We start from the raw sequence: 21,917 nt of genomic DNA, 5'->3' as shown, positions 1-21,917 counted from the left end.
ATGTGTAAACTCAGTCGACGGGCTGGGAAGAGAGTTGATTGGCAGCCAAGTTTTACCGTGTTGTGAATAGCAAAACAAACCCAGAACCATTAGGACCTACAAATAGCGTGCGCGAAGATCGAAGTCAGATAGAAAGTTTTTTTAAGCGTGGCCAATATCGACAAGCCTTAAATGGCCTTGAGCAAGCCGAACCCAGCGCTTGGCGAGACACCACCCGTTTGCGTTGCTTGCGTGCCATGGGGCAAGGTGCTGATGCCGTCATCTTTGCCAATGAGTTGTACGAAACTCTTCGCAATCAGGCCACGGAATACAAAATCAACACATCCAAACGCAATAATCAACTCCGTTATATTGCACTGGTGTTCGCCGAACAGAATCAGGCGGACGAAGCATGCGGCATAATGCAGGAACTGTGTGCTCAGTCACCGGAGGTTCCGGCACTGCATCGCGAACACGCTTTTGCGCTCACCAATGCGGACCGCTCGGACGAAGCCGAACAAGCGCTCAACCGCGCTATTGACCTGCAACCAACGCACGCGAATTCACACGCTCAATTAGCCCGTATTTACTGTCGCTCCGGCCGGGTAAAGGCAGGCTACAACAGCTACTCCATGGCCGCGTCTCTCGACCCAGAAAACCCGAACTACCTACAACGACTCATTTATTGGAGCAACTACTCCGAGCTGACAACTCCGCAAAGCAACTTCCAGCTTACCAAACTCTGGGTGCAAAAGGCCCACCCTGGTAACCAGAAAGGCAGCAATACCTGGCGCACTGCCAATGCGAACCGACAGCTCAAAATTGGCTTTATCTCTTCCGACTTGTGCGCCAATTCGGTGAGTTGTTTTATTCTTCCTTTACTGGAGGGACTGGATCGCAAACAGTTCCACATTACCGCCTATAACGACACTAAAAAGACTGACGGGGTAACCGATCTAATCCGCACACAATGCGACAATTGGCATGATATTGCACGCAACAGTGACCCAGCCTTGTCGAAATTGATTGCCAGTGACCAGATCGATATTCTGGTCGACCTAAATGGGCATGGCACAGGTAACCGCCTGGGTGTATTCTCACGCCACGTCGCCCCCATTCAACTGAGTTGGTTTGGCTACCCATCGACCACCGGCCTCAAGAGCATGGACTACTGCGTCACCGACCGTATCGCAGACCCAATCGGTATCACCGACGACTTCTACAGTGAATCATTAATTCGACTAAGCAACGGGTTCTTGTGTTACAAACCCACAGGCAATGCGCCAGCGATCAAGCCCACACCAAGCGATGGCGTGGTGCGACTAGGGGCATTCGGCAACCTCGCTAAAATCTCCAGCCTGGCCATGGACTGCTGGGCAGCTGCGATGCACGCTGTGCCGAATTCGGTACTGGTTCTCAAGCGGCCACAACTCGCCAGTCAGAATGCACAGCGCTTTTTTCTAAAGGAGTTCGCTGAGCGCGGCATTCAATCGGATCGTATCACCTTGGATCACGAAAAAGCGCGGATTGAACAACGCCTTGATGCGTACAATCAAATCGACCTAGCCTTGGACACCACACCCTACAATGGAACAGCAACCGTACTTGAAGCGCTGTGGATGGGCGTACCGGTGATTTCTATGGTTGGCCAGACTCACGCCAGTCGTGTTTCTGCCAGCATTCTTGAACGCATCAATTTGGGCGGCATGGCCACCAAAAGTGTGACGGACTTTGCACAACGTGTACTCGAGTTCAGCGAATTAGGCGAAAACACGCTGGAAGCGCGCCAAAGTCTTCGTACGCGGATGCAGAACTCGGCGCTCATGAACACACCGCAATTCGGCCGCGAATTTGGCAACGCCCTACGCGGAAAATGGCAGCTTTGGTGCGATGATGTAGCCACCAAGCTCGAACAGGAGGCGTCCGCATGAGCACTCAGATCGAGACGCTGATGACACAAGCCGTCAGCGCGCTGCGTGAAGGCAAGTTCGACCTAGCAGTCAGCCTAACCGACAAAGTGATCCACCAAGATGCAGATCACCCGTCAGCGCACGCGGTTAAATTCAGCAGCCTGTTTAAGAATAAAAAATTCGAACAAGCACGCCAGATGGGGGGAACAGCAGCACAATTGAATCCGCACTCGGTGTTTGTCTTAAACAATCAGGCCTGCCTGCAACTAGAAGCGAAACAACCTGCGGCAGCAGCCGGCCTGCTGAAGTCCTTGATCGACCAATTCGGTGAACGTAGTCAATGGCTGTATAACTTGGCGCTAGCGCATCGCATGGTCGGGAACTACGATTACGCGATCACGACTTTTCGCCGTACTCTGGATCACCAACCCGACCATGATCGCGCCGCCTTTCAACTTGCCGACTGCCTGAGTCAGATCGGGCATAAAGAAGAAGCCACGCGTGCCTACGATTACGTACGCCTATTACGCACCAAACACGCACCGAGCCACAGTAATTATATTCACCACGCCGTGGCTAACGACTCGCTGACCGAAGAAGGATTGCGACAAGAAATGCGACTCTGGGAAGAACGCTTTATTCCGAAAGACAACCGCTACACAGCAAAGCAAGTTCAAGACAAAAATAAGCTTCGCCTGGGTGTTTTGATTGGTCAAATTCCGGAACATTGGCTACTCGCCACGGTCGCGCCAACCGTATCCAGTTTGGCCAAGCTTGGCGACCAGGTATTTGTTTATTGGCACGATGAAAAGCCGCGCTCTGATTTGTTCGATAGCGGCGTTAACGTAGTGCATTCACCGGGGTTCACCGACGCAGACTTTGCGCGCCAGGTACGCAGTGACAAGATCGAAGTCATGCTCGATGTTTGCGGCATGCGACGCGGTTCACGCCAGCGCGCGCTGGGGCTTCAAGTTGCTGGCAGCGCATTTGGCTGGCTAGCGCATGAAGGGCGTTACGCCACCGACCTCGTTGAATTACTAGACGACCGCTTGACCGAGCAGCGGTTTTTTGTGTCAGCAGAGTATGAGTCCTACACGCCACGTAACACGCCGCTCCCAGCTAAGACCTTTGCCGGCATTGGTTGCCAGCACGGCTTGAGTTATAGCGTCATTAAAGTTTGGTCGGAAATTCTGCGGCGCCTACCCGACTGGAAACTACACCTGGACGCCACCTCAGCGTTGGTTAAGAAGCTATTGATCGAACGATTCGCACTGCATGAAATCAGCGCTGATCGCTTAGTATTTGATGAGCGCCTGCGCGCTGCGCCGAACACCATTGTGCTGGACAATTTCGTACAAAATGACCCGATTGCGGCGGTGGATGCAATCGATCACGGAGGCGTGCTGGTGGCATTACGCGGAAACCTTTTTCCAGCACAACAAAGCGCAGCACTTCTTAAACAGCTGGACCGCGCAGACTGGCTATGCGATACGCAACGAGACTATTTAAACCGGGCCATCAGCCTAGCTCAAGGCGTCTCTGTCGACCTGGTTGATCGTGCGACAATGAAAAAATCCGCTGTTCGCGACGTCCACGGGTTCAGCAAGCGCGTGCGTGACATTCTAAAAAGCGCAGGATAACAAAGTAGTCCTGCGCCGATAAAACACGCCCTGCTAGCTGGCCTGGTCTTCTTTAACTGCCTGCTCCTCTTTAAGCAAAGTCACCACGCGTTGAGGAAAAGGAATAGAAATGCCTTCGGCGTCGAAGCGCTTTTTAACTTGCTCCTGGGTATCCATGAGCACTGACCAGTAATCTGCCGTCGCCACCCAGGGGCGAACCACAAAATTAACACTGCTGTCGGCCAATTCCATGATGGCGATCTTAGGCGCGGGTTCGTCCAACACGCGGTCATCCGCATCCAAGATGGATTTGATGACGGTCCGCGCATGGTCAATATCCGCCTCATAGCCAATCCCGAACGTCATATCAACACGCCGAGTACCGGTCGATGAATAGTTAATAATATTGCTGTTCAGCACTCGTGAATTTGGAATAATCACACACTTGTTGTCACCGGTGCGCAATTCGGTGGTGAAAATTTTGATGTTCTGCACCGTGCCTATTTCACCAGCAATATCAACAACCTCGCCAACCCGGAATGGTCGCAGCATGATAATCAACACGCCCGCAGCAAAATTTGACAGCGACCCTTGCAATGCCAACCCGACGGCCAGACCTGCCGCACCAAGTACCGCGATAAACGAGGCTGTCTCGATACCCAATTGACCCAATGCAGCAATCACGACGACCAGGACCAACGCCCAGTAGACTAGGCTCTCGAAAAAACCAGTCAGCTCCTGTTCAAAGCCCTGTTTCTCTAAGCCCTTGATCAACAGATTTGTCAGGCCACGTGCTACGCGTTTACCAATCCAGAAAATAAGTAACGCGGTAAGAACTTTGATCGCGTAAGTCCAGCCGTGCTGCGCGATGACATCAGAGTATTTTTGAATTTCGTTAACAATAGAATCCATAATTATAATTTCGTTGTGCTAAAAATTTATTGAATTTCATCAGCCCGCGATTATAGCCAAGCGAAAAGCCGGGTCAGCTCGTAAACAAGAAAAACTACGTTTATTTGCGATGACCTTATTCGACAATGGATCGAAAAGTTAAATTGATGCGGGGACCAGCATTGGCTCGCTTGGGAATATGGTGTTGCCAATTTGCTTGTGTCGGGCCGCACATGAACAACAAACTGCCATTTTCAAGCGCCAGTGTGTACTTCAGTTGCGGGTCGGTCTTGTGACGAAGCCTGAAGTCACGCGCTGCACCAAAACTCAACGACGCAATCTGTGGTTGACCACCAAGCTCTGGTTCATCATCGCTGTGCCAACCATTGGAATCACGACCGTCACGATAAAAGTTTAGGAGCACGGAATTGAACGACGCTCCACACGCTCCTTCGGCGTCGGCCCTGATCGCAAGCAGGGTGTCGGTCCACGGCACGGTTTCCATCGTTAGTCCGGAGTACGCATACCTTAATCCTGGATCGCCGACCCATCGTGACAGGCGCGGCGCCAGATGTTTTTTTCCAAACACACGCACCGTGTCCTGCTGCCAGTCAGTTTCATTCAGCAACACATCGAACAACGTATTCGCGACCTCGGTCGAGTAGAACTCCGGCGTGTAACGGATGTCGGCATCCTCTAGATTCAAGACATGCGTCTGCTTACTCAGTAATCCCAGCTGTTTCGTGGTGCTTGCCATACAATTTGCTCACTAATTTACTTTATACTGTGCCACTGTTTTTGGCCGATGACGCCTGGTCTCGAACCAATGACCGGCCAGTCAACCCCATTTGATAACGACAATAAACGCAGCGAAGAAGGTACGACATGCAATTCAACGGCAGCGACAGCTATATCTCAACCGACGACTTAAGCCTGGCGGTTAATTCTGCCATCATTCTACAGAAGCCGCTTTTGATTAAAGGTGAACCCGGTACCGGAAAAACCATGTTAGCGGAAGAAGTTGCCGCATCACTGGGGAAACGCCTGATCCAATGGCACATCAAGTCCACCACCAAGGCGCAACAAGGCTTGTACGAATACGATGCAGTTTCGCGTCTGCGTGACTCTCAACTGGGTGACGCTGATGTTAAAAACATCAAAAATTACATCGACAAGGGCAAGCTCTGGGAAGCGTTCGAGAGCGATGAGCAGGTTGTTTTGTTGATTGATGAAATCGACAAGGCTGACATCGAATTTCCGAATGACTTGTTGGTCGAGATCGACAAAATGGAATTTTTTGTGTATGAAACTGGCGAAGTCATCAAAGCCAAGCACCGCCCAATTATCATCATCACCAGCAATAACGAAAAGGAGCTGCCCGATGCATTCTTACGTCGCTGCTTCTTCCACTTCATTAACTTTCCAGATCGTGCCACGATGGAAAAAATCATTGAAGTACACCACCCGAATGCCAAAAAGAACCTGGTAACTGAAGCACTGGAAGTCTTTTTTGAAGTTCGCGCTATTCCAGGACTCAAGAAAAAGCCGTCGACGTCTGAGCTGATCGACTGGCTTAAGCTATTGATGGCCGACGATATTCCGGACGACATTCTAAAGGATCGCGACAACCACAAAGCGATTCCGCCATTGTATGGCGCGTTACTCAAGAACGAACAAGACGTACAGCTCCTGGAACGATTGGCGTTTATGCATCGTCGCGAATCTCGCAATCAATAGCACCAGCAACTAACGACGAATATCACTATGCTGCTGAACTTCTTTGACACGCTGCGCCGCCAAGGTCTGCCCGTAACCATTCGCGAACTGTCGGATTTAATTACCGCACTCGAGCACCGCATTGTGTTCGCCGATATGGAAAAGTTCTACTATCTGGCCCGCACCTGCATGGTCAAGGACGAGAAGCATTTTGATAAGTTTGATCGTGCGTTCAAAGTGCACTTTACCGAACTTGAAAAAATTGATGACCTGATCGAGGCGCTGATACCGGAGGACTGGCTACGCAGCGAATTCCTCAAGAATCTCAGCGATGAAGAAAAGGCACAGATCGAGAGTCTCGGTGGGCTAGAAGAGCTAATCGACACCTTCAAGAAACGGCTGGAAGAGCAAAAAGAACGTCACGAGGGCGGCAGCAAGTGGATCGGCACCGGCGGCACATCACCCTTTGGCAACAGCGGCTATAATCCGGAAGGCATCCGCGTTGGCGGTCAAGGTGGTGGCCGCAGTGCTGTTAAGGTCTGGGATCGTCGCGATTTTAAAGACCTGGACGACAGCATTGAGCTCGGGACGCGCAACATCAAAATGGCGCTGCGCCGACTACGCAAGTTTGCCCGCACCGGCGCGCAGGATGAGCTGGACTTAGACGACACCATTCGCTCTACCGCGCACAATGCTGGTTTACTCGACATCAAAATGGTGCCCGAACGTCACAATTCAGTCAAAGTGCTCCTATTATTCGATGTTGGCGGCTCGATGGACCCATACGTACGCACTTGCGAGGAATTGTTCAGTGCGGCGCGCGTTGAATTCAAGCACATGGAGTATTATTACTTCCATAACTTTATCTACGACGGACTCTGGCAGAATAGCGCATTACGTTACGATGAAGTCACACCAACACACGATGTGCTGCGCAAGTATGGCAGTGATTACAAAGTAATTTTCGTAGGTGATGCAGCAATGGCAACCTATGAGATTACGCACTCCGGTGGCAGCATCGATTTTATGAACCGCGAACCTGGCAGTAACTGGTTGAAGCGCTTCACGGATACCTACGACAAGGCAGTGTGGTTAAACCCAACGCCAGAAGCGTATTGGGAGCACACGCATTCGACCCAGATTATTCGTAAGTTGATGGAAGATCGTATGTACCCTTTAACACTCAAAGGCATGGAAGAAGCCATGGCGTATTTGAGTCGCTAATTAACTCGGCGATTAAGTCAGCATGCGGCGCGCTCGACGCGCTTTACGGCGATGATTCAGTTGATCGATGGAATAAATCACCAGTGCTACCCAAACAAAACTGAACGCCACGAATCGATCGCTGCCGAACGGTTCGTGATAGATCATGACACCGATCAGCAATTGTAGAAAAGGACCAACATACTGGGTCATACCCAGCGCAGTCATACTGATACGCTTGGCGGCAGCGGCGAAGAGTAACAGCGGCACCAGGGTAAATAAACCGGCCAGTAACAAGTTACTGCTGGTCAGTGCGTCAGAACCAAATACACCACCGCCGTTGGCGTGCAGATAGATTAAGTAAATCGCTGCTGGCCCGAACATCAGGCTTGTTTCCAGTGCAAGCCCATGGGTCGCCGGAATCGATACCGATTTCTTTACGACGCCATAAAGTGAGAACGTGATGGCCAGTGACAACGCCACAACCGGGACTTGTCCGTATCCGAAGATCAAAAACAGCACGCCACACGCGGCCAACCCTATCGAAATCACCTGAATCGCACGCAGTCGCTCAGCAAAGAACAACACACCGAACAGAACGCTGATTAAGGGATTGATAAAGTAGCCCAGAGACGTTTCCACGATCCGGCCATCATTCACCGCCCAGATAAAGATACCCCAATTTACAGACACCAGGACGGACGCAGCGCCGATACGTAATAACAACATCTTATCTCGGAACAAGGCGCGGAATGCATGCCATTCGCCAACCACCACGATGTAGCCCACCACCATCAGACAAGACCACACCATACGGTGCATCACAATTTCTAAGGGGCTTACATGGTCCAACTGCTTCCAAAATATTGGAATAATCCCCCAAAATGTATACGCACAGATCGCGTAAATCAGGCCTTTGTTATCATTCATTTTGAGGGCAGACTGTCCGACTTTGGATAAACTGCAAGGGTAACATGTGCTAGGGTTAGCACAATCCAAAAAAACCGATAAATCATAACTATGAAAAAAGCTGCATTTCGTCTCGCGCTGGGTTCAGCGCTCGCTTTCTCCAGCCTGCCGTTGTTTGCAACCGACACCATTGTTAACTGCGGTGCTACAATCGATGTGGTCGCTGGAAAACTTACCGGGCCACGGAGTTTCACCGTCAATAGCGGACGCATTCAAAGGGTCGATAATGTTGCCAGTAAGGCAGCCAATGTCATCGATTTGAGCACCTACACCTGCCTGCCAGGCTTGATCGATATGCACGTGCATCTGACCTCGCAGAGCAACCCACGCTCGTACATAGAATCGTTCACCTTAAACCCAGCAGACTACGCGTTTCGCGCTGCACACTACGCTGACATTACCTTACAAGCCGGATTTACCAGTGTGCGCAACCTCGGTGATGATGGTACAGTGACGCGCGCCTTGCGTGGCGCGATCGCGCAAGGCATCGCCACCGGTCCGCGTATATTTACGGCGGGAAAATCGCTGGCCACCACGGGTGGTCACGCTGACCCGACCAATGGACATCGCTTCGATCTGATGGGCGATCCACACGCCAAGAGCGGTGTTGTCAACGGCGTTTCTGAAGCCCGCAAAGCGGTTCGACAACGCTATAAAGAAGGCGCAGATTTAATCAAAATAACCGCTACCGGCGGCGTGTTAAGCACCGCAAAAAGCGGACAGAATCCACAGTTTATGGATGATGAACTCACTGCAATTATCTCCACCGCTAAGGACTACGGCTTCAAAGTTGCGGCGCACGCGCACGGTGGCGAAGGCATGAAGCGCGCCATCAAGGCTGGCGTGAACAGTATCGAACACGGCACCTTGATGGACGACGAAGTTCGACGGCTAATGAAACGGCACGGCACGTATCTGGTTCCGACCATATTAGCCGGCGAGTTTGTCGCCGAGAAAGCAAAGATTGATGGCTATTTTCCGGAGATTGTACGACCCAAAGCCGCTGCAATAGGCCCGCAGCTTAAAGCGAATTTCGCCAAAGCATATGAAGCTGGCGTCAAAATCGCTTTTGGTACCGACAGTGGCGTTTCGGCTCACGGCGACAACGCTCGTGAATTCAAACTCATGGTCGATCAAGGAATGCCTGCCATGGAGGCGATTCGTGCGGCAACCGTGAACGCTGCAGATCTGCTGGGTGAAACAGAAAACTTAGGCACGCTGGAACCCGGACATTTCGCTGACCTGGTCGCCGTGAAAGGTAACCCATTAGACGATATTTCGATTCTAGAGACGATTGACTTTGTGATGAAAAACGGCGAGATCGTCAAGAAGTCACGTTAAGCATCAGAGGAGCGCAGTGCCACACTGCGCTCTCGCTGCTCCACGTACATCATTATTTTTCCCTCGATCGCGCCAGCACCAGCCCGGCGATTAAAACCAGCACGCTAACCAAGGTAATCATCACCGTTGCCAGAGCGTTTATCTCGGGGCTGACACCTAAGCGCACACTCGAGTAAACCACCATCGGCAAGGTGGTCGAACCTGGGCCTGAGGTAAAGCTCGCGACCACCAGGTCATCAATCGACAAGGTAAATGCCAGCAACCAGCCGGCGATGATCGCTGGGGCGATGGTTGGTAAGGTCACGGTGAAAAACACCGTCACCGGCCGTGCGCCGAGGTCGAGTGCCGCTTCCTCAATAGAGCTATCCACATGCGCCAGTCGACTGCGTACCACCACCGTGACGTAGGCCATGGCAAATACAGTATGGGCAATCACAATCGTGGTTTGCCCACGACCGGCTGGCCAGCCGAACAATTTCTCCATTGAGACAAACAGCAGTAACGAGGCCAAACCAATGATAATCTCAGGCATAACCAACGGGGCTGCCGTGCTCAGCTCAAACTGAGGCTGCCCCTTGAGGTGTTTAAATCGCACTAGCGAATACGCCGCCAATGTACCTAACACCACGGCTAGGGTTGCGGTCAGAGCACCAATTTTAACGCTTAGCCATGCGGCGCCGAGCAACTGCTGATTTTCCAGCAATGCGCCATACCACTTGGTACTCCAACCACTCCAAACCGTGACCAAGCGGCTCTCGTTAAACGAATAAACGATCACGCTTAGAATCGGTAAATAGAGAAACCCGAAGCCCAACAGCAAACACGCCAGTCGTAAACCTTTAAACCGCTTCATTGGGGTCCTCCAGCTCTGAGCGGCGCTCGAAGTAACGTAACAATACGAATGGCAAGATGAGCAAAGTCAGTAGAACCAGCGCCAGTGCCGATGCAACTGGCCAGTCTTTATTGCTGAAAAACTCGGTCCACATGACGTTCCCGATCATCAGGGTGTCTGGCCCACCCAGTAGATCCGGGATCACAAACTCGCCCATCACTGGAATAAACACCAACATAGCACCGGCCATGAGACCTGGCACCGACTGCGGCAACGTCACAGTGACGAACTGCGTTGCCGGCCCGGCACCCAGGTCTGCGGCGGCTTCCAGTAATGTGGTATCCAGGCGCACTAAGGTCGCATAGAGCGGTAACACGAAGAACGGCAGATAGCTGTAAACAATCCCGATATACACCGCAACCTGGGTATGCATGATCTCCAGTGGCGCGTCGACGATGCCAAGCCCCATCAACACATTGTTTAGCAAGCCATTGGTTTTGAGGATACCCATCCAGGCGTATACCCGGATCAAAAAACTGGTCCAAAACGGCAACATCACAAACATGATCAATGGCACGCGCCAATGTGCTGGACTGGTAGCAATACTGTAAGCCAGTGGATAACCAATCAACACACACAAAGCAGTGCTGATGAGCGCGGTTTTGACGCTGTTCCAAATGGCCGACAAATACAGAGAGTCATCGAACAACAATAGGTAACTGCCGAAATTTAGCTTAATTTCGACCAGACCATCCGATACCGATCGCACCACGTCCAAATACGGTGGCTGCGCAAAGGCAGCCTCAGACAAACTGATCTTGATCACGAACAAGAACGGCGTCAGAAAGAATATCGCGATAAACAACCACGGCCAGATTGCCACCATCCACGGGGACCTGACCAGCCCCGACACCGCAGTCCAAGCATTTTGCCCTAATCGAAACGAGGTCATTTACGCGACCAACACGTTACAGGTGTCGGCACGCCAGCCGAGACGTACTTTTTGCCCCCAGTCCAACGGCAACTCTGCGGCTGGCTGGACATTCGCCTGCGTAAATTTGACCGATTGCCCGTTGGGTAAATTACAGTAGTAAATCGAGACATCGCCTAAATACGCAATGTTTTCAATTACCCCAACCACGCTGTTGTCAGCCTGCGCATTTGGGTTGGTAATCGATACTTTTTCCGGACGCACCAAGACGGTCACCACCATATCCGGCACCAACGGCTGAACGTGACGCACGGTCAGCTCAGCCTCCAAGGCGTCACACCACAGTGTGACCACATCGTCCTGATGCGATGAGACCCGAGCTTCAAACAAATTGCTTAAGCCAACAAACGAAGCGGCATAGCGTGTTGCTGGGTACTCATAAAGGCGGCGAGGTGTATCAACTTGCTCTATCAAACCGTCATTTAACAAAGCCACGCGACTGGACATGGTCATCGCTTCTTCCTGATCGTGCGTTACCACCACGAAGGTCATCTTGAGCAATTCTTGCAGATTCACCAGTTCAAACTGCATATCTTCTCGGAGCTTTTTATCCAAGGCACCCAGCGGCTCATCCAACAGTAGTATCTTGGCTCGTTTGACCAGCGCGCGCGCCAATGCAACACGTTGCCGCTGACCACCCGAAAGCTGATGTGGTTTGCGGTTCATCAACTTGGATATCTGCATTAGCTGACAAATCTCTTCAACGCGTGCGGCGATCTCCGCGTTTGGAATACGGTCACGTTTCAGCCCGTACGCCACATTGTTAAACACGCTTAAGTGGGGGAACAAAGCATAGGATTGGAACATCATATTCAACGGCCGTTCGTATGGCGGCAAGTCCGTCACATCTTTGCCTTGAATAAAGACTCGGCCCTCGGTCGGCTGTTCGAAGCCAGCCAAAATTCTGAGCAAGGTTGATTTTCCGCACCCAGAGCTGCCCAGCAGGGAGAAGAATTCGCCCTCTTTGATACTTAAGTCGATATTGCTCAGTGCGGTCACATCGTCGAAGTTTTTACGCAAACCTCGAACTTCAATCAATGGCGTTTCCAATAAACTGTCCCGTGAAAATGATTAAACCAGAATATGCCGGTGGCGGCACGATGTCTGTGCTGGTCGGGTCACACCAGCCCGACCAGCGATGAGTCATGTTATTTACCCGATTTAACGCGGGTCCAGGCACGATTCAAGGCGCGAACCTGCCCACCTTGTGGCACTTCCAGTACCAATAACTTGGCACGAGTTTCCGCCGGAGGATAAATTCCCGGGTCGGATTTAATGCTTTCATCGACCAATGCATCGGCTGCGTTATTCGGATTGGCATACGCTACGTAATTAGAAATGTCTGCAATGACCTTAGGTTCCAAAATGTAGTTGATAAAGGTCAGCGCCTCATCCAGGTTTTTTGCATCAGCTGGAATTGCCATGACATCGGTCCAAACTACGGCACCTTCACGCGGCACAGCGTACGCGATTGTATGACCATTGTTGGCTTCGCTAGCACGGTCTCGGGCCTGTAACATATCCCCGGAGTACCCATGCGCAACACACAAATCACCATTCGCCAGGTCATTAATGTATGACGAGTTATGAAAATAACGGATATTGGGTCTAACTTTGGCAATCGTATCGGCCATCAGATTGACCGTCTCTGAACTGAAATCCGCATTGTCTTTACCTAAATACGCCTTCACCGCCGCGAACACTTCGGTCGGGTCATCCATAATTGACACACCGCAGCTGCCGAGCTTGGCCACAATTTCGGGATCAAATACCAAGCGCCAAGTATCACGCGGCATGTCTTCGCCAAGAATTTTGGTCACTTTTTCGACGTTATAACCAATCCCGGTGGTGCCCCAAAGATACGGCGTTAAGTGCGCATTCTGAGCATCAAAGCTCGCGATACTGGCCATAATGCCGGCATCCAAGTGTTTCAGATTGGGTAACTTTGACTTATCCACTTTCGCGTACATGCCGGCCTGCACATGACGCTTAGCAAACGGCAAGGCGGTCGGAAACACCAAATCATAGCCAGTGCTACCCGCCAACAACTTGCTTTCAAGCACCTCATTCGAATCGAACACGTCGTAAGTCACCTTGATGCCAGTGGCTTTGGTGAAATTATCCAGCGTATCTTCGGCGATATAATCAGACCAGTTGTAGATATTTAACTGTTTGGTCTGCGCTGACGCCGCAACAGTAAAGCCCAAACCAACAAAGACTGCGCTAGCCAGCACAGTGGAACGGAGATTCTTCATCTTTTCAAAATCTGTAAACGTGCCCCACGGGACACAAAACGTTGGTCAGCGTAAACGCGTTCAATAACGACGAGGCGCAAATGAAGCTGTTCACACCCTTCGCTGTTGGTAATCCTTGTTACTGTTCAGCTTGCGTGAATAATAATCCTGATTTTCTAAAACGCTACTAGTTTTTAATAGATTTTCCGTTAATTAGGGTCTTTTTTTCACCTCAAAACGAGGCAATGGCTTACTCCACACCAACCTTAAAACCCAAGCCAATTCGTTCCGTCTTTCGGTTGTAGTCGATCAGACTTTCGCCGTAACCATTAAAGTATTGCAAATACAAACGAATGTCCTCACGACCGCCGATTCGACGACTCCATCCAAGTTCGACCGCACCACGGTCATTTGAGTCTAATGTGTTACGCAGCTTCCAGTGCAGTTGGTGCTTGCCAAACTGGCGTAATCCATCCAGCTGAAAATGGCCCATGTAGTCAGCAATATCAGGATTGTCCTCGTCATCCATGATTTGCCACCAAGAGCGCAATCCGAGCTTACTGTACTTGGTCGACATCAAGAGTTCTGCATAGGCGCGGTTCCAACTCCTGGATACCAACCCAGAACGGCCATTGGACTGATGATTAATTGCCAGCCGTAGCGCATCGAAGGTCACACCGCGATATTTTCTTTCCAACGGAAGTTCAAGCAACAATTCGGGTTGATGATTGGTCTCACGAAACGGTCTCGAGTAATCGGAGTTATAGGCTTGCCAGTGACTCTGATTCGTATAGGCAGCAAACAGTCGGGCATTATATGGCAGGTTATTTAACAACATTGACTTAATGCTGATTTGGAACTTGATCTCCTCGTCGTCCAACTCACGGGCCTCGCCAAAACCCTCAGGCAAATCCTGAGCCTCGCTATTATATGCAACAGGCAGAATGTAATTATCGCGATGCAGCAATATACTGAACTCATCCCCAAACAAGGACAGTTCCCGATTCGCTCGTTGTTCACCCAAGCTATCGGGTTCTTCCGTGCACACCTTGCGGATCTCCGCCACCGTCAGTTTGGCCTGCCCATTCTCAACCCGTTCCAACACGCATTGCTCATAAGAGTTAGCACCCATCACGCACGGCGAAATCAAGACCCATAATACGACCATTTTCTTCACAATCTACTCCACTTGAGTGGTTTGGTAAAAATCTAAACTTCCATATGAACGCACAGTGTGCACGGATTTAACGGTAACGAAAATCGCAGAAGAAATGAGTTTGTTGAACGCGGTATATCTCAATGATAAGCAAACTGAAGACCGCAGTTCTTTTAGATGCCTATTTATGCCAATGGAGAGTCTATAATATCCTGATCTAAAAGCACGTTTATCAATCCATACACAGCTCTACCAACAGAATTGGCATCCCACAGGTCACCTGATACCTCCGGATAAGAATCAAAATTATCAGAGAAAATCGACTCTTTTTCCGAAACATTAAAACGGTTATTCAGGGCTATATTCGAACTACGATAATGAGCGTAAAATTCTTGAGCTTCTTGTTTAGAAGGCTTTAATCGTTCTGAATCTTCGATGAACTCTAAAACTTTCTTTCTCACCTCCACGGGAACTCCCGCATCGAGCATGTAGTGCGAAAGCAGAACCTTTTCTCGACCAAGCGACTGATTAGACTGCAGTAACCTGGGAGTTAAATCCAAGCCACTTGCGTAAAGAAAGTCAGCAACAACATTTCCATCAACGAGCTTTTTTTCCTCAAAGATTCTCACTTTAATGCTTTCATCACCAAACAAGTCACCCCACATTGAGAGCTTTGAATGATAGTCCAGATATTCATCAAACTCAGCCATATATTTTGGCAAAGCAACCGACTGGTTCCCATAGAATACTCGAGACGGCCGCCCTTTCGAGGCTTCCTGGTTATGGCTCACAACTAATAAATCCTGCCTACGAATATAGAAGTAGATTTCCACCTTGTTAAATCGACGACGTAATTCTTTCCTAAGCGTTTTTAATTGTCTAACATCAGATATCCATGCGAGAGTTTCAGCCGAAAAAATAACATTACTCAATTCGTTCTTGTCTATTTCTGTCAGAAAACCCAAATCCAACCTTGCGGAGCCAGGTATACCGGGAAACTTTACCCACGTGGACGCATTGCCACTTGAAACTTGCCTAAGTTTCGAGTTGTAACTAAAAAAATAATAGCCTTGTCTTTCAAGCCTTGTCCTATTTCTATGTAGAAACCTTTGAATAGAAGATGAGCCCGTTTTATGCATGCCCGCATGCAGAATCAGCTTGTCTTTTTTTTGGGGTCGCAGGAAATTGAACATTTTTTTCTCACATGGAAGTATTATCAATAGCGATATTCAACAACCCGCGATTCGAACTGACTAATGGCATAACGCATGAAAATCTAGATGAACCATTGAGCAGAGCGTAATGCAACTCTTATCGCTACGCTCGGTTATTGAAGACAGTAAGATGCTAGTGGTTCCGAAATCCTATTGCAAGATTGCAATTTTGATGGTCTCTCATTGTGCTTTTTGGTGACACTCTCGATAACTCGTACCCCGTTACATGCAAGGAGCATTAGAGGCAACAACTATTAATACCAATTCAATGGCAAAATCACTCGTTTGTTCAGGATGACATCAAAGACTTTGTCGACAATAAGTCTATTCTGTGTGCGTGTGACTCAGCTACAGCATTAAACACGAGAAATAAACAAATAGCCGCGTAAATTACACCGCGAGTCAGACGAGTTGAGATCATATGCTCCTCCCTAAATATAGTCGAATACCAGCAAAACCTTAGCTGGGAAAAGCATGACAATAGGTGAGATGCTTGACTTACGTCAATCAGACAAAAGTACCAATTAACCTGCAAAGTTAACTACGTTACGCGTAGCAAGCGGCCTTGAGCATCACTAAACTCGCGCCGTTTAAACAAATAACTGGTGTCCGATTCGCGAGAACTAAAACTGACGGAATCCGGTTTGGTTAGACACAGCCAGCGCTGCTGCAACTGAGGCTTACGAGAACGAATTGCAGCCGGATGATGAATAGCGACATTGATGCCGCTCGGACGACGTGCTGATTCATAGCGGATTAGCTCGACGCGGCCGCTGTCGTAAGCCCAACGCCCTACTTGCTGCGAGTAGCCATAACTGTCTGGCGCACGCAGCGCATCGTGCACGGACTCAAACACGGCTGAAGTCAAGTCCAATGCCGAGGGAGTATTCGCCAACACCTTGAATAAGCAGTATTGCGAGCGGACCGACTCGGTGTAGGGTTCCGCCATGTCAGCAAGAAACAAAAACCGATAATACGCACATTCACTCAGTGCCGTGCTCGCCGCCTCGCTAGCGTAGAAGTAGCTCGGCATCAAGGTCGTACCAAAGCGTGAGCCCCATCGTAATGGCGGATACCGAAAGGCAGTTTTAAGCAAATAGTGCATTTGTTCGGTACCGTCGCGATACACCGGTTTTGCATACTCATCTAACAAGGACTCCAGTAATGCTTGTTCGGCCAGATCATCCACGATACTTAGCGTAGCGACGTCTTCCTGCGATTCCACCGCACGCCAAACCTCTGAGCGGTAGGTACTTAGTGCTGTGTCAGCATTGAACAACTGCGAATCCAGCATGCGATCAATCTTCCCTGCTATCTTTTGATTTTGGTTAGAAGAAATAGTTTGTTAGCTACACCTTGCCGCGCATAGCATCCAGGTACATGTTGACCTGCACCAAGCCCACGACATTACTCAACAAGGCGGCTGGTGCCGCAGACAATGCACGATTCTCTGAGCGCAACCAGTGGCGCATAAATGCTTGATCACCACCAGCGATGGCGTACAACGAGCGGTAAACTCGTACCAATTGCATACACAATTCCCCGGTCTTCGAGTGCGGATCGAAGCCCTTCTCCTTATTACGAGTTAATGTGGCGCGATCAACGCCTAAAATTGCACTGGCTTCATCACGCGACAAACCAAGGGCAGCGCAACTGTTGTTAAACGCTTTTATCAGGACCGCATTTTCATTGGGCAAGGAATCAAGCATGGGTTACCTCCGTTCTATAACTAGCATAGCACTTGAAATGCATTTGCGCCAATACTTATTGATTTGGCGCAAATGCAACAAACTGAAAGCTAGGTCCAGTTTAAAACCACTTTGCCAGTTTGCCCCGACGCCATTAACTCAAACCCTTGCTGGAAGTCATCTACCGGCAACTCGTGCGTCAGCATCGGTGTCAGATCTAATCCCGATTGAATCAGGCTGGCCATTTTGTACCAGGTTTCGAACATCTCACGGCCATAAACACCCTTGATCTCCAACCCTTTGAAGACCACTTTGGTCCAATCAATGGCCATATCTTTGGGTGGAATGCCCAGCATCGCTATTTTGCCGCCATGGTTCATATGATCAAGCATGCCTTTGAACGCAGACGGCACGCCGGACATTTCCATGCCAACATCAAAGCCTTCGGTCATCCCTAGCTCGGTCATGGTGTCCGCAATGGTTTCCTTGCTCACATTGATGGCTCGACTCGCGCCCATCTTACGTGCAAGCTCTAGTCGATACTCATTCACATCGGTGATCACCACATGACGCGCGCCAACGTGGCGAGCCACCGCCGCCGCCATAATACCGATCGGGCCGGCACCGGTAATCAGCACGTCTTCGCCGGTCAAATTAAACGACAACGCGGTGTGCACTGCATTGCCAAACGGATCAAAAATCGACGCCAACTGATCACTAATATTGGCTGGAATCTTGAACGCGTTAAACGCCGGAATCACCAGGTATTCGGCAAACGCACCTTGGCGATTAACACCAACGCCGACCGTGTTTCGACACAGATGGCGACGCCCAGCCCGACAATTACGACAATGACCACAGGTAATATGGCCTTCACCGGAAACGCGATCACCGACTTTAAAACCACGTACTTCCTGCCCCATTCCGACCACTTCGCCAACGTATTCATGGCCCACGATCATCGGCACCGGAATCGTGTTCTGCGACCACTCATCCCATTTATAGATATGAATGTCGGTGCCACAAATGGCAGTCTTACGAATCTTTATCAACAAATCATTGGGACCAGCCATCGGAATCTCAGCGTCGGTCATCCAGATCCCTTCTTTGGGATGCAGTTTTGCTAAAGCTTTCATGTCAGATCACACCCATTTCTTTACCAACCTCGATGAAGGCATCCACCGTGGTATCAATTTGCTCCAGGCTGTGGGCCGCCGACATTTGAGTTCGAATCCGCGCCTGGCCTTTTGGTACTACCGGAAACGAGAATCCGACCACATAGATTCCCTTTTCAAGCATGTGTGCAGCCATATCGGCCGCCACTTTGGCGTCGCCCAGCATGACTGGAATGATCGCATGGTCGGCGCCAGCCAATGTGAAGCCGGCGTCGCTCATTCGCGAGCGAAAGTGGGCACTGTTGTCTCGTAGCCTGGTGCGCAACTCGCCGCTCTCGGCCAGTAAATCCAGCACGCGGATTGAGGCAGACACAATCGCCGGTGCCAGCGAATTGGAAAATAAGTAAGGACGTGAACGCTGACGCAGCCACTCGACGACTTCACGTTTTGCGGACGTGTAGCCACCGGAAGCACCACCCATGGCTTTGCCCAAAGTGCCGGTAATAATGTCCACGCGCTGCATAACACCGCAATACTCATGTGTGCCACGACCATTTTCGCCGATAAACCCAACCGCATGCGAATCATCCACCATCACCATGGCGTCGTATTTGTCAGCAAGATCACAGATACCCTCTAGATTGGCGATAACACCGTCCATCGAAAACACACCGTCGGTGGCGATTAATTTAAACCGCGCACCAGCCTCGTTGGCCGCTTTGAGCTGCGCTTCCAACTCCTGCATATCATTGTTCGCATAGCGATAGCGCTGCGCTTTACACAAACGTACGCCGTCGATAATGCTTGCATGATTCAAGGCATCCGAGATGATGGCGTCTTCCGGGCCCAGTAAAGTTTCGAACAAACCCGCATTGGCATCAAAACAGGAGGAATACAGAATCGTGTCTTCCATTCCCAGAAAGTCGCTCAGCTTGCGCTCAAGCGTTTTGTGAATATCCTGCGTGCCGCAGATGAATCGCACCGACGCCATGCCAAAACCGTGCTCATCGAGACCGGCTTTAGCTGCCTCGATCAAAGCTGGATGGTTAGCCAGACCAAGGTAGTTGTTGGCACAGAAGTTCAGTACTTCTGCGCCACTATCAACCGCCACCTGTGCCTGCTGGGCCGTGGTAATAATGCGTTCAGACTTGTATAGGCCTGCCGCAGTCACATCATCAAGTTCACCTTGCAGATGCTGGATAAATGAGTCACTCATAATGATTTCTAATTAGGATGTTGGATCGTGCGTTTACATTACCGCTTGGCTGTAACGCTGGTGCATATCGTTATACACAGATTGCGCCATCTTACGCGCTTCATCCAAAGACATAAACTGTTTTGAGAAGCCTTCTACCTCGGGGTCTATTGCCAGTTGCGCCGCGATCACCACGTGTCGAATCAGGTCCATCGGGTTCTCGATCCCCATCGCAAACCGAATCGTGGTCGGAAAAATCTGTGCCTCTTGCTGCTGTTGCGCATTCAACTCCGAATGCGTGGTTAACCCTGGGCAACTCACAATGGAATTGGTTTGACCCAGGCTGATCATATGCGCGAATGCCGGCTCGAGGCTGTCGAAGAATCGCTGAAAGGCAGCTTCGGGTATGTCTTTTCCCATATCCACCGTGAACAGACCAGACGGGAAACCTAAAAACAGATTTCGCTCCGCCAATGCACGATTTTTATTACCGGACAGACCATTACAGTTCACCTTAATTAACGGGTGAGAATCCATAAACGTGGCGAATACTTGCGTGGTGATGCATTTTTTTAACATTCGCACTTCCAGCGTGCGCATCCCGTTCATCACCTCAAACGCCGTATCGGCATTCAAGAAGGCCCCCTTCACGTAGTAAACGTTCCAGAACATGGTGTCATCCCAGCCTTGCATCCCCTTGGGAATAAACATGTCCTCGTTGCGCGCGATCACACAGCCCGCAATCACCGACCCAGAACCGGTTAGATCTTTGGTGTAACTGTGGATCACAAAATCGGGACGCTCAGCAGCATCTTCACGCTGTAGCGGTTGCACCAAAAATGGCGTGCCGACGGTGGCATCCAGAATAACGCGAATCCCGGCGTCGTGCGCTAGCTTGCAAAGTTGCGGCACGTCCAACACGTAGCCATGCGGATTACAGGGCGACTCAATATACAGGTAGATTTGCTTACCAGCCGCGAGGCGGTCTGCGTAGGTGGTGCGCACTTCCGCTAGGGCATCAACGAAGCCTTGAGTCTCTTCACCAGAGAACTGCTTAACAGCGACATTCAAGTTCGATGGCTTGGCAAACCAGTCGTGGATCAATTGATGCGCCCCACCATAAATATTCTGGCTCGCGATCAAAATGTCTTCGTGCCCCAACACGTGCGATAAAGTCGCGTCAATTGCCGCCATGCCACTGTTAAAGTTCCAGGCTAGGTACTCATTAGCATACGGGCCGGCTTCAAGGTCCACGATATGGTTTGCCAACGAGATTGACGTTGGGTTCAACAGCCGCGAATAGATGTCGAGCATCATCTCCTTGCCTTCGAACGCATCCCCAATCCATTCCGCACAAGCGTAAATGTAGGTAGCGGTGCGCGTAATTACCGGTGTGGCAGAGAAAATGGCATTGACGTTGTCAAACACCGGGTATGCGGACTTGGCGCTTAAAGTCGATTGACTAAATTGCAATTGTTGATAACTAGCACGAAATGGGTTTTGCAGGGTATCCAGCACTTTTGCCAACTGGAAAGACAGGAACTTCTTGGCATTAAACAAGGCGGTTTTCTCAGTCGCATCCAGCGATTGCATGCTTTGCATGGTCGCTTCCCACATGCGTTCAATGTTGCCCTGGCACTGATATACCTGTTCGACGGCATCGAGCAATGAACGCCCGAGTTCCCCGTCGACTTCAATATTAAAGTGCGCCAGTTGCTCTGCGGCAAGCTGCTTGATGTCCGTAGCCGTGGTGGTATTACGTCGAGGAGACAGCTTTTTGGCTGAATTGAATAATTGGTTTTGGTGGTCAGTCATTTTATTTTTGTTATTCGTGGATAATGCACCAATCATATACATAATTTGA

19 protein-coding genes are annotated in these 21,917 nt (G+C 50.3%); 5 read left to right on the top strand and 14 right to left on the bottom strand.

Annotation, left to right across the window (positions count from 1 at the left end; translation table 11 throughout):
- The first annotated feature begins 62 nt into the window (after positions 1-62).
- Positions 63-1,910 (top strand): O-linked N-acetylglucosamine transferase, SPINDLY family protein, encoded by a 1,848-nt coding sequence (locus IE055_RS10485; protein WP_189400599.1) that lies wholly within the window; start codon positions 63-65, stop codon positions 1,908-1,910.
- Positions 1,907-3,529 (top strand): tetratricopeptide repeat protein, encoded by a 1,623-nt coding sequence (locus IE055_RS10480; RefSeq protein WP_189400598.1) that lies wholly within the window; start codon positions 1,907-1,909, stop codon positions 3,527-3,529. The genes IE055_RS10485 and IE055_RS10480 overlap by 4 nt, the downstream gene beginning before the upstream one ends.
- A gap of 33 nt (positions 3,530-3,562) precedes the next feature.
- On the opposite strand, the gene IE055_RS10475 is transcribed toward IE055_RS10480, so the two are convergent.
- The gene (locus IE055_RS10475; RefSeq protein ID WP_189400595.1) at positions 3,563-4,420 is read right to left on the bottom strand and encodes a mechanosensitive ion channel family protein; all 858 of its coding nucleotides are present in this window, start codon (positions 4,418-4,420) and stop codon (positions 3,563-3,565) included.
- Positions 4,421-4,535: 115 nt separating this feature from the next.
- Positions 4,536-5,156 (bottom strand): alpha-ketoglutarate-dependent dioxygenase AlkB family protein, encoded by a 621-nt coding sequence (locus IE055_RS10470; RefSeq protein WP_189400593.1) that lies wholly within the window; start codon positions 5,154-5,156, stop codon positions 4,536-4,538.
- Positions 5,157-5,284: 128 nt separating this feature from the next.
- On the opposite strand from IE055_RS10470, the gene IE055_RS10465 reads away from it, so the two are divergent.
- Together IE055_RS10465 and IE055_RS10460 are read left to right on the top strand one after the other, a co-directional pair.
- Positions 5,285-6,136: an AAA family ATPase gene (locus tag IE055_RS10465; protein WP_189400591.1), complete on the top strand. Its 852-nt coding sequence runs from the start codon at positions 5,285-5,287 to the stop codon at positions 6,134-6,136.
- A 27-nt stretch (positions 6,137-6,163) separates the two neighbouring features.
- Positions 6,164-7,339, top strand: a complete 1,176-nt coding sequence (locus tag IE055_RS10460; RefSeq protein WP_189400589.1) for a vWA domain-containing protein — start codon at positions 6,164-6,166, stop codon at positions 7,337-7,339.
- Positions 7,340-7,351: 12 nt separating this feature from the next.
- Here IE055_RS10460 and rarD read toward each other — a convergent pair whose 3' ends face one another.
- Positions 7,352-8,248, bottom strand: a complete 897-nt coding sequence (gene rarD / locus IE055_RS10455) for an EamA family transporter RarD (protein WP_189400587.1) — start codon at positions 8,246-8,248, stop codon at positions 7,352-7,354.
- A gap of 90 nt (positions 8,249-8,338) precedes the next feature.
- Here rarD and IE055_RS10450 point away from each other — a divergent pair, with 90 nt between their 5' ends.
- A complete protein-coding gene (locus IE055_RS10450) occupies positions 8,339-9,628 on the top strand; it encodes a metal-dependent hydrolase family protein (protein ID WP_189400585.1) in 1,290 nt (429 codons plus the stop codon).
- 52 nt (positions 9,629-9,680) lie between these two features.
- On the opposite strand, the gene IE055_RS10445 is transcribed toward IE055_RS10450, so the two are convergent.
- The 11 genes from IE055_RS10445 to IE055_RS10395 all read right to left on the bottom strand — a co-directional run bounded on the left by IE055_RS10445 (position 9,681) and on the right by IE055_RS10395 (position 21,868).
- Positions 9,681-10,481: an ABC transporter permease subunit gene (locus tag IE055_RS10445; protein WP_189400583.1), complete on the bottom strand. Its 801-nt coding sequence runs from the start codon at positions 10,479-10,481 to the stop codon at positions 9,681-9,683.
- On the bottom strand, positions 10,468-11,412 hold the full coding sequence (locus IE055_RS10440) for an ABC transporter permease subunit (RefSeq protein WP_229794245.1): 945 nt from the start codon (positions 11,410-11,412) through the stop codon (positions 10,468-10,470). Before IE055_RS10440 ends, IE055_RS10445 begins: the two co-directional genes overlap by 14 nt.
- Positions 11,413-12,489: an ABC transporter ATP-binding protein gene (locus IE055_RS10435; protein WP_229794244.1), complete on the bottom strand. Its 1,077-nt coding sequence runs from the start codon at positions 12,487-12,489 to the stop codon at positions 11,413-11,415.
- A gap of 110 nt (positions 12,490-12,599) precedes the next feature.
- On the bottom strand, positions 12,600-13,706 hold the full coding sequence (locus IE055_RS10430) for an extracellular solute-binding protein (protein ID WP_189400579.1): 1,107 nt from the start codon (positions 13,704-13,706) through the stop codon (positions 12,600-12,602).
- A 229-nt stretch (positions 13,707-13,935) separates the two neighbouring features.
- A complete protein-coding gene (locus tag IE055_RS10425) occupies positions 13,936-14,853 on the bottom strand; it encodes a phospholipase A (protein ID WP_229794265.1) in 918 nt (305 codons plus the stop codon).
- 173 nt (positions 14,854-15,026) lie between these two features.
- The gene (locus tag IE055_RS10420) at positions 15,027-15,773 is read right to left on the bottom strand and encodes a hypothetical protein (RefSeq protein WP_189400575.1); all 747 of its coding nucleotides are present in this window, start codon (positions 15,771-15,773) and stop codon (positions 15,027-15,029) included.
- A gap of 823 nt (positions 15,774-16,596) precedes the next feature.
- Positions 16,597-17,349, bottom strand: a complete 753-nt coding sequence (locus tag IE055_RS10415) for an RES family NAD+ phosphorylase (protein ID WP_189400574.1) — start codon at positions 17,347-17,349, stop codon at positions 16,597-16,599.
- A gap of 55 nt (positions 17,350-17,404) precedes the next feature.
- Entirely contained in the window at positions 17,405-17,764 is a 360-nt protein-coding gene (locus IE055_RS10410) for an antitoxin Xre/MbcA/ParS toxin-binding domain-containing protein (protein WP_189400572.1), read from the bottom strand.
- 89 nt (positions 17,765-17,853) lie between these two features.
- Entirely contained in the window at positions 17,854-18,879 is a 1,026-nt protein-coding gene (gene tdh, locus IE055_RS10405; protein WP_189400570.1) for an L-threonine 3-dehydrogenase, read from the bottom strand.
- A gap of 1 nt (position 18,880) precedes the next feature.
- On the bottom strand, positions 18,881-20,074 hold the full coding sequence (locus IE055_RS10400) for a glycine C-acetyltransferase (protein WP_189400568.1): 1,194 nt from the start codon (positions 20,072-20,074) through the stop codon (positions 18,881-18,883).
- Positions 20,075-20,107: 33 nt separating this feature from the next.
- Complete coding sequence (locus IE055_RS10395; RefSeq protein WP_189400567.1) at positions 20,108-21,868, bottom strand: trans-sulfuration enzyme family protein; 1,761 nt, start codon at positions 21,866-21,868, stop codon at positions 20,108-20,110.
- Positions 21,869-21,917: the final 49 nt, after the last annotated feature.

It is taken from the genome of Arenicella chitinivorans (assembly GCF_014651515.1).
Classification (GTDB): Bacteria; Pseudomonadota; Gammaproteobacteria; order Arenicellales; family Arenicellaceae; genus Arenicella; species Arenicella chitinivorans.
This window is presented reverse-complemented; position numbering and strand designations above follow the sequence as displayed.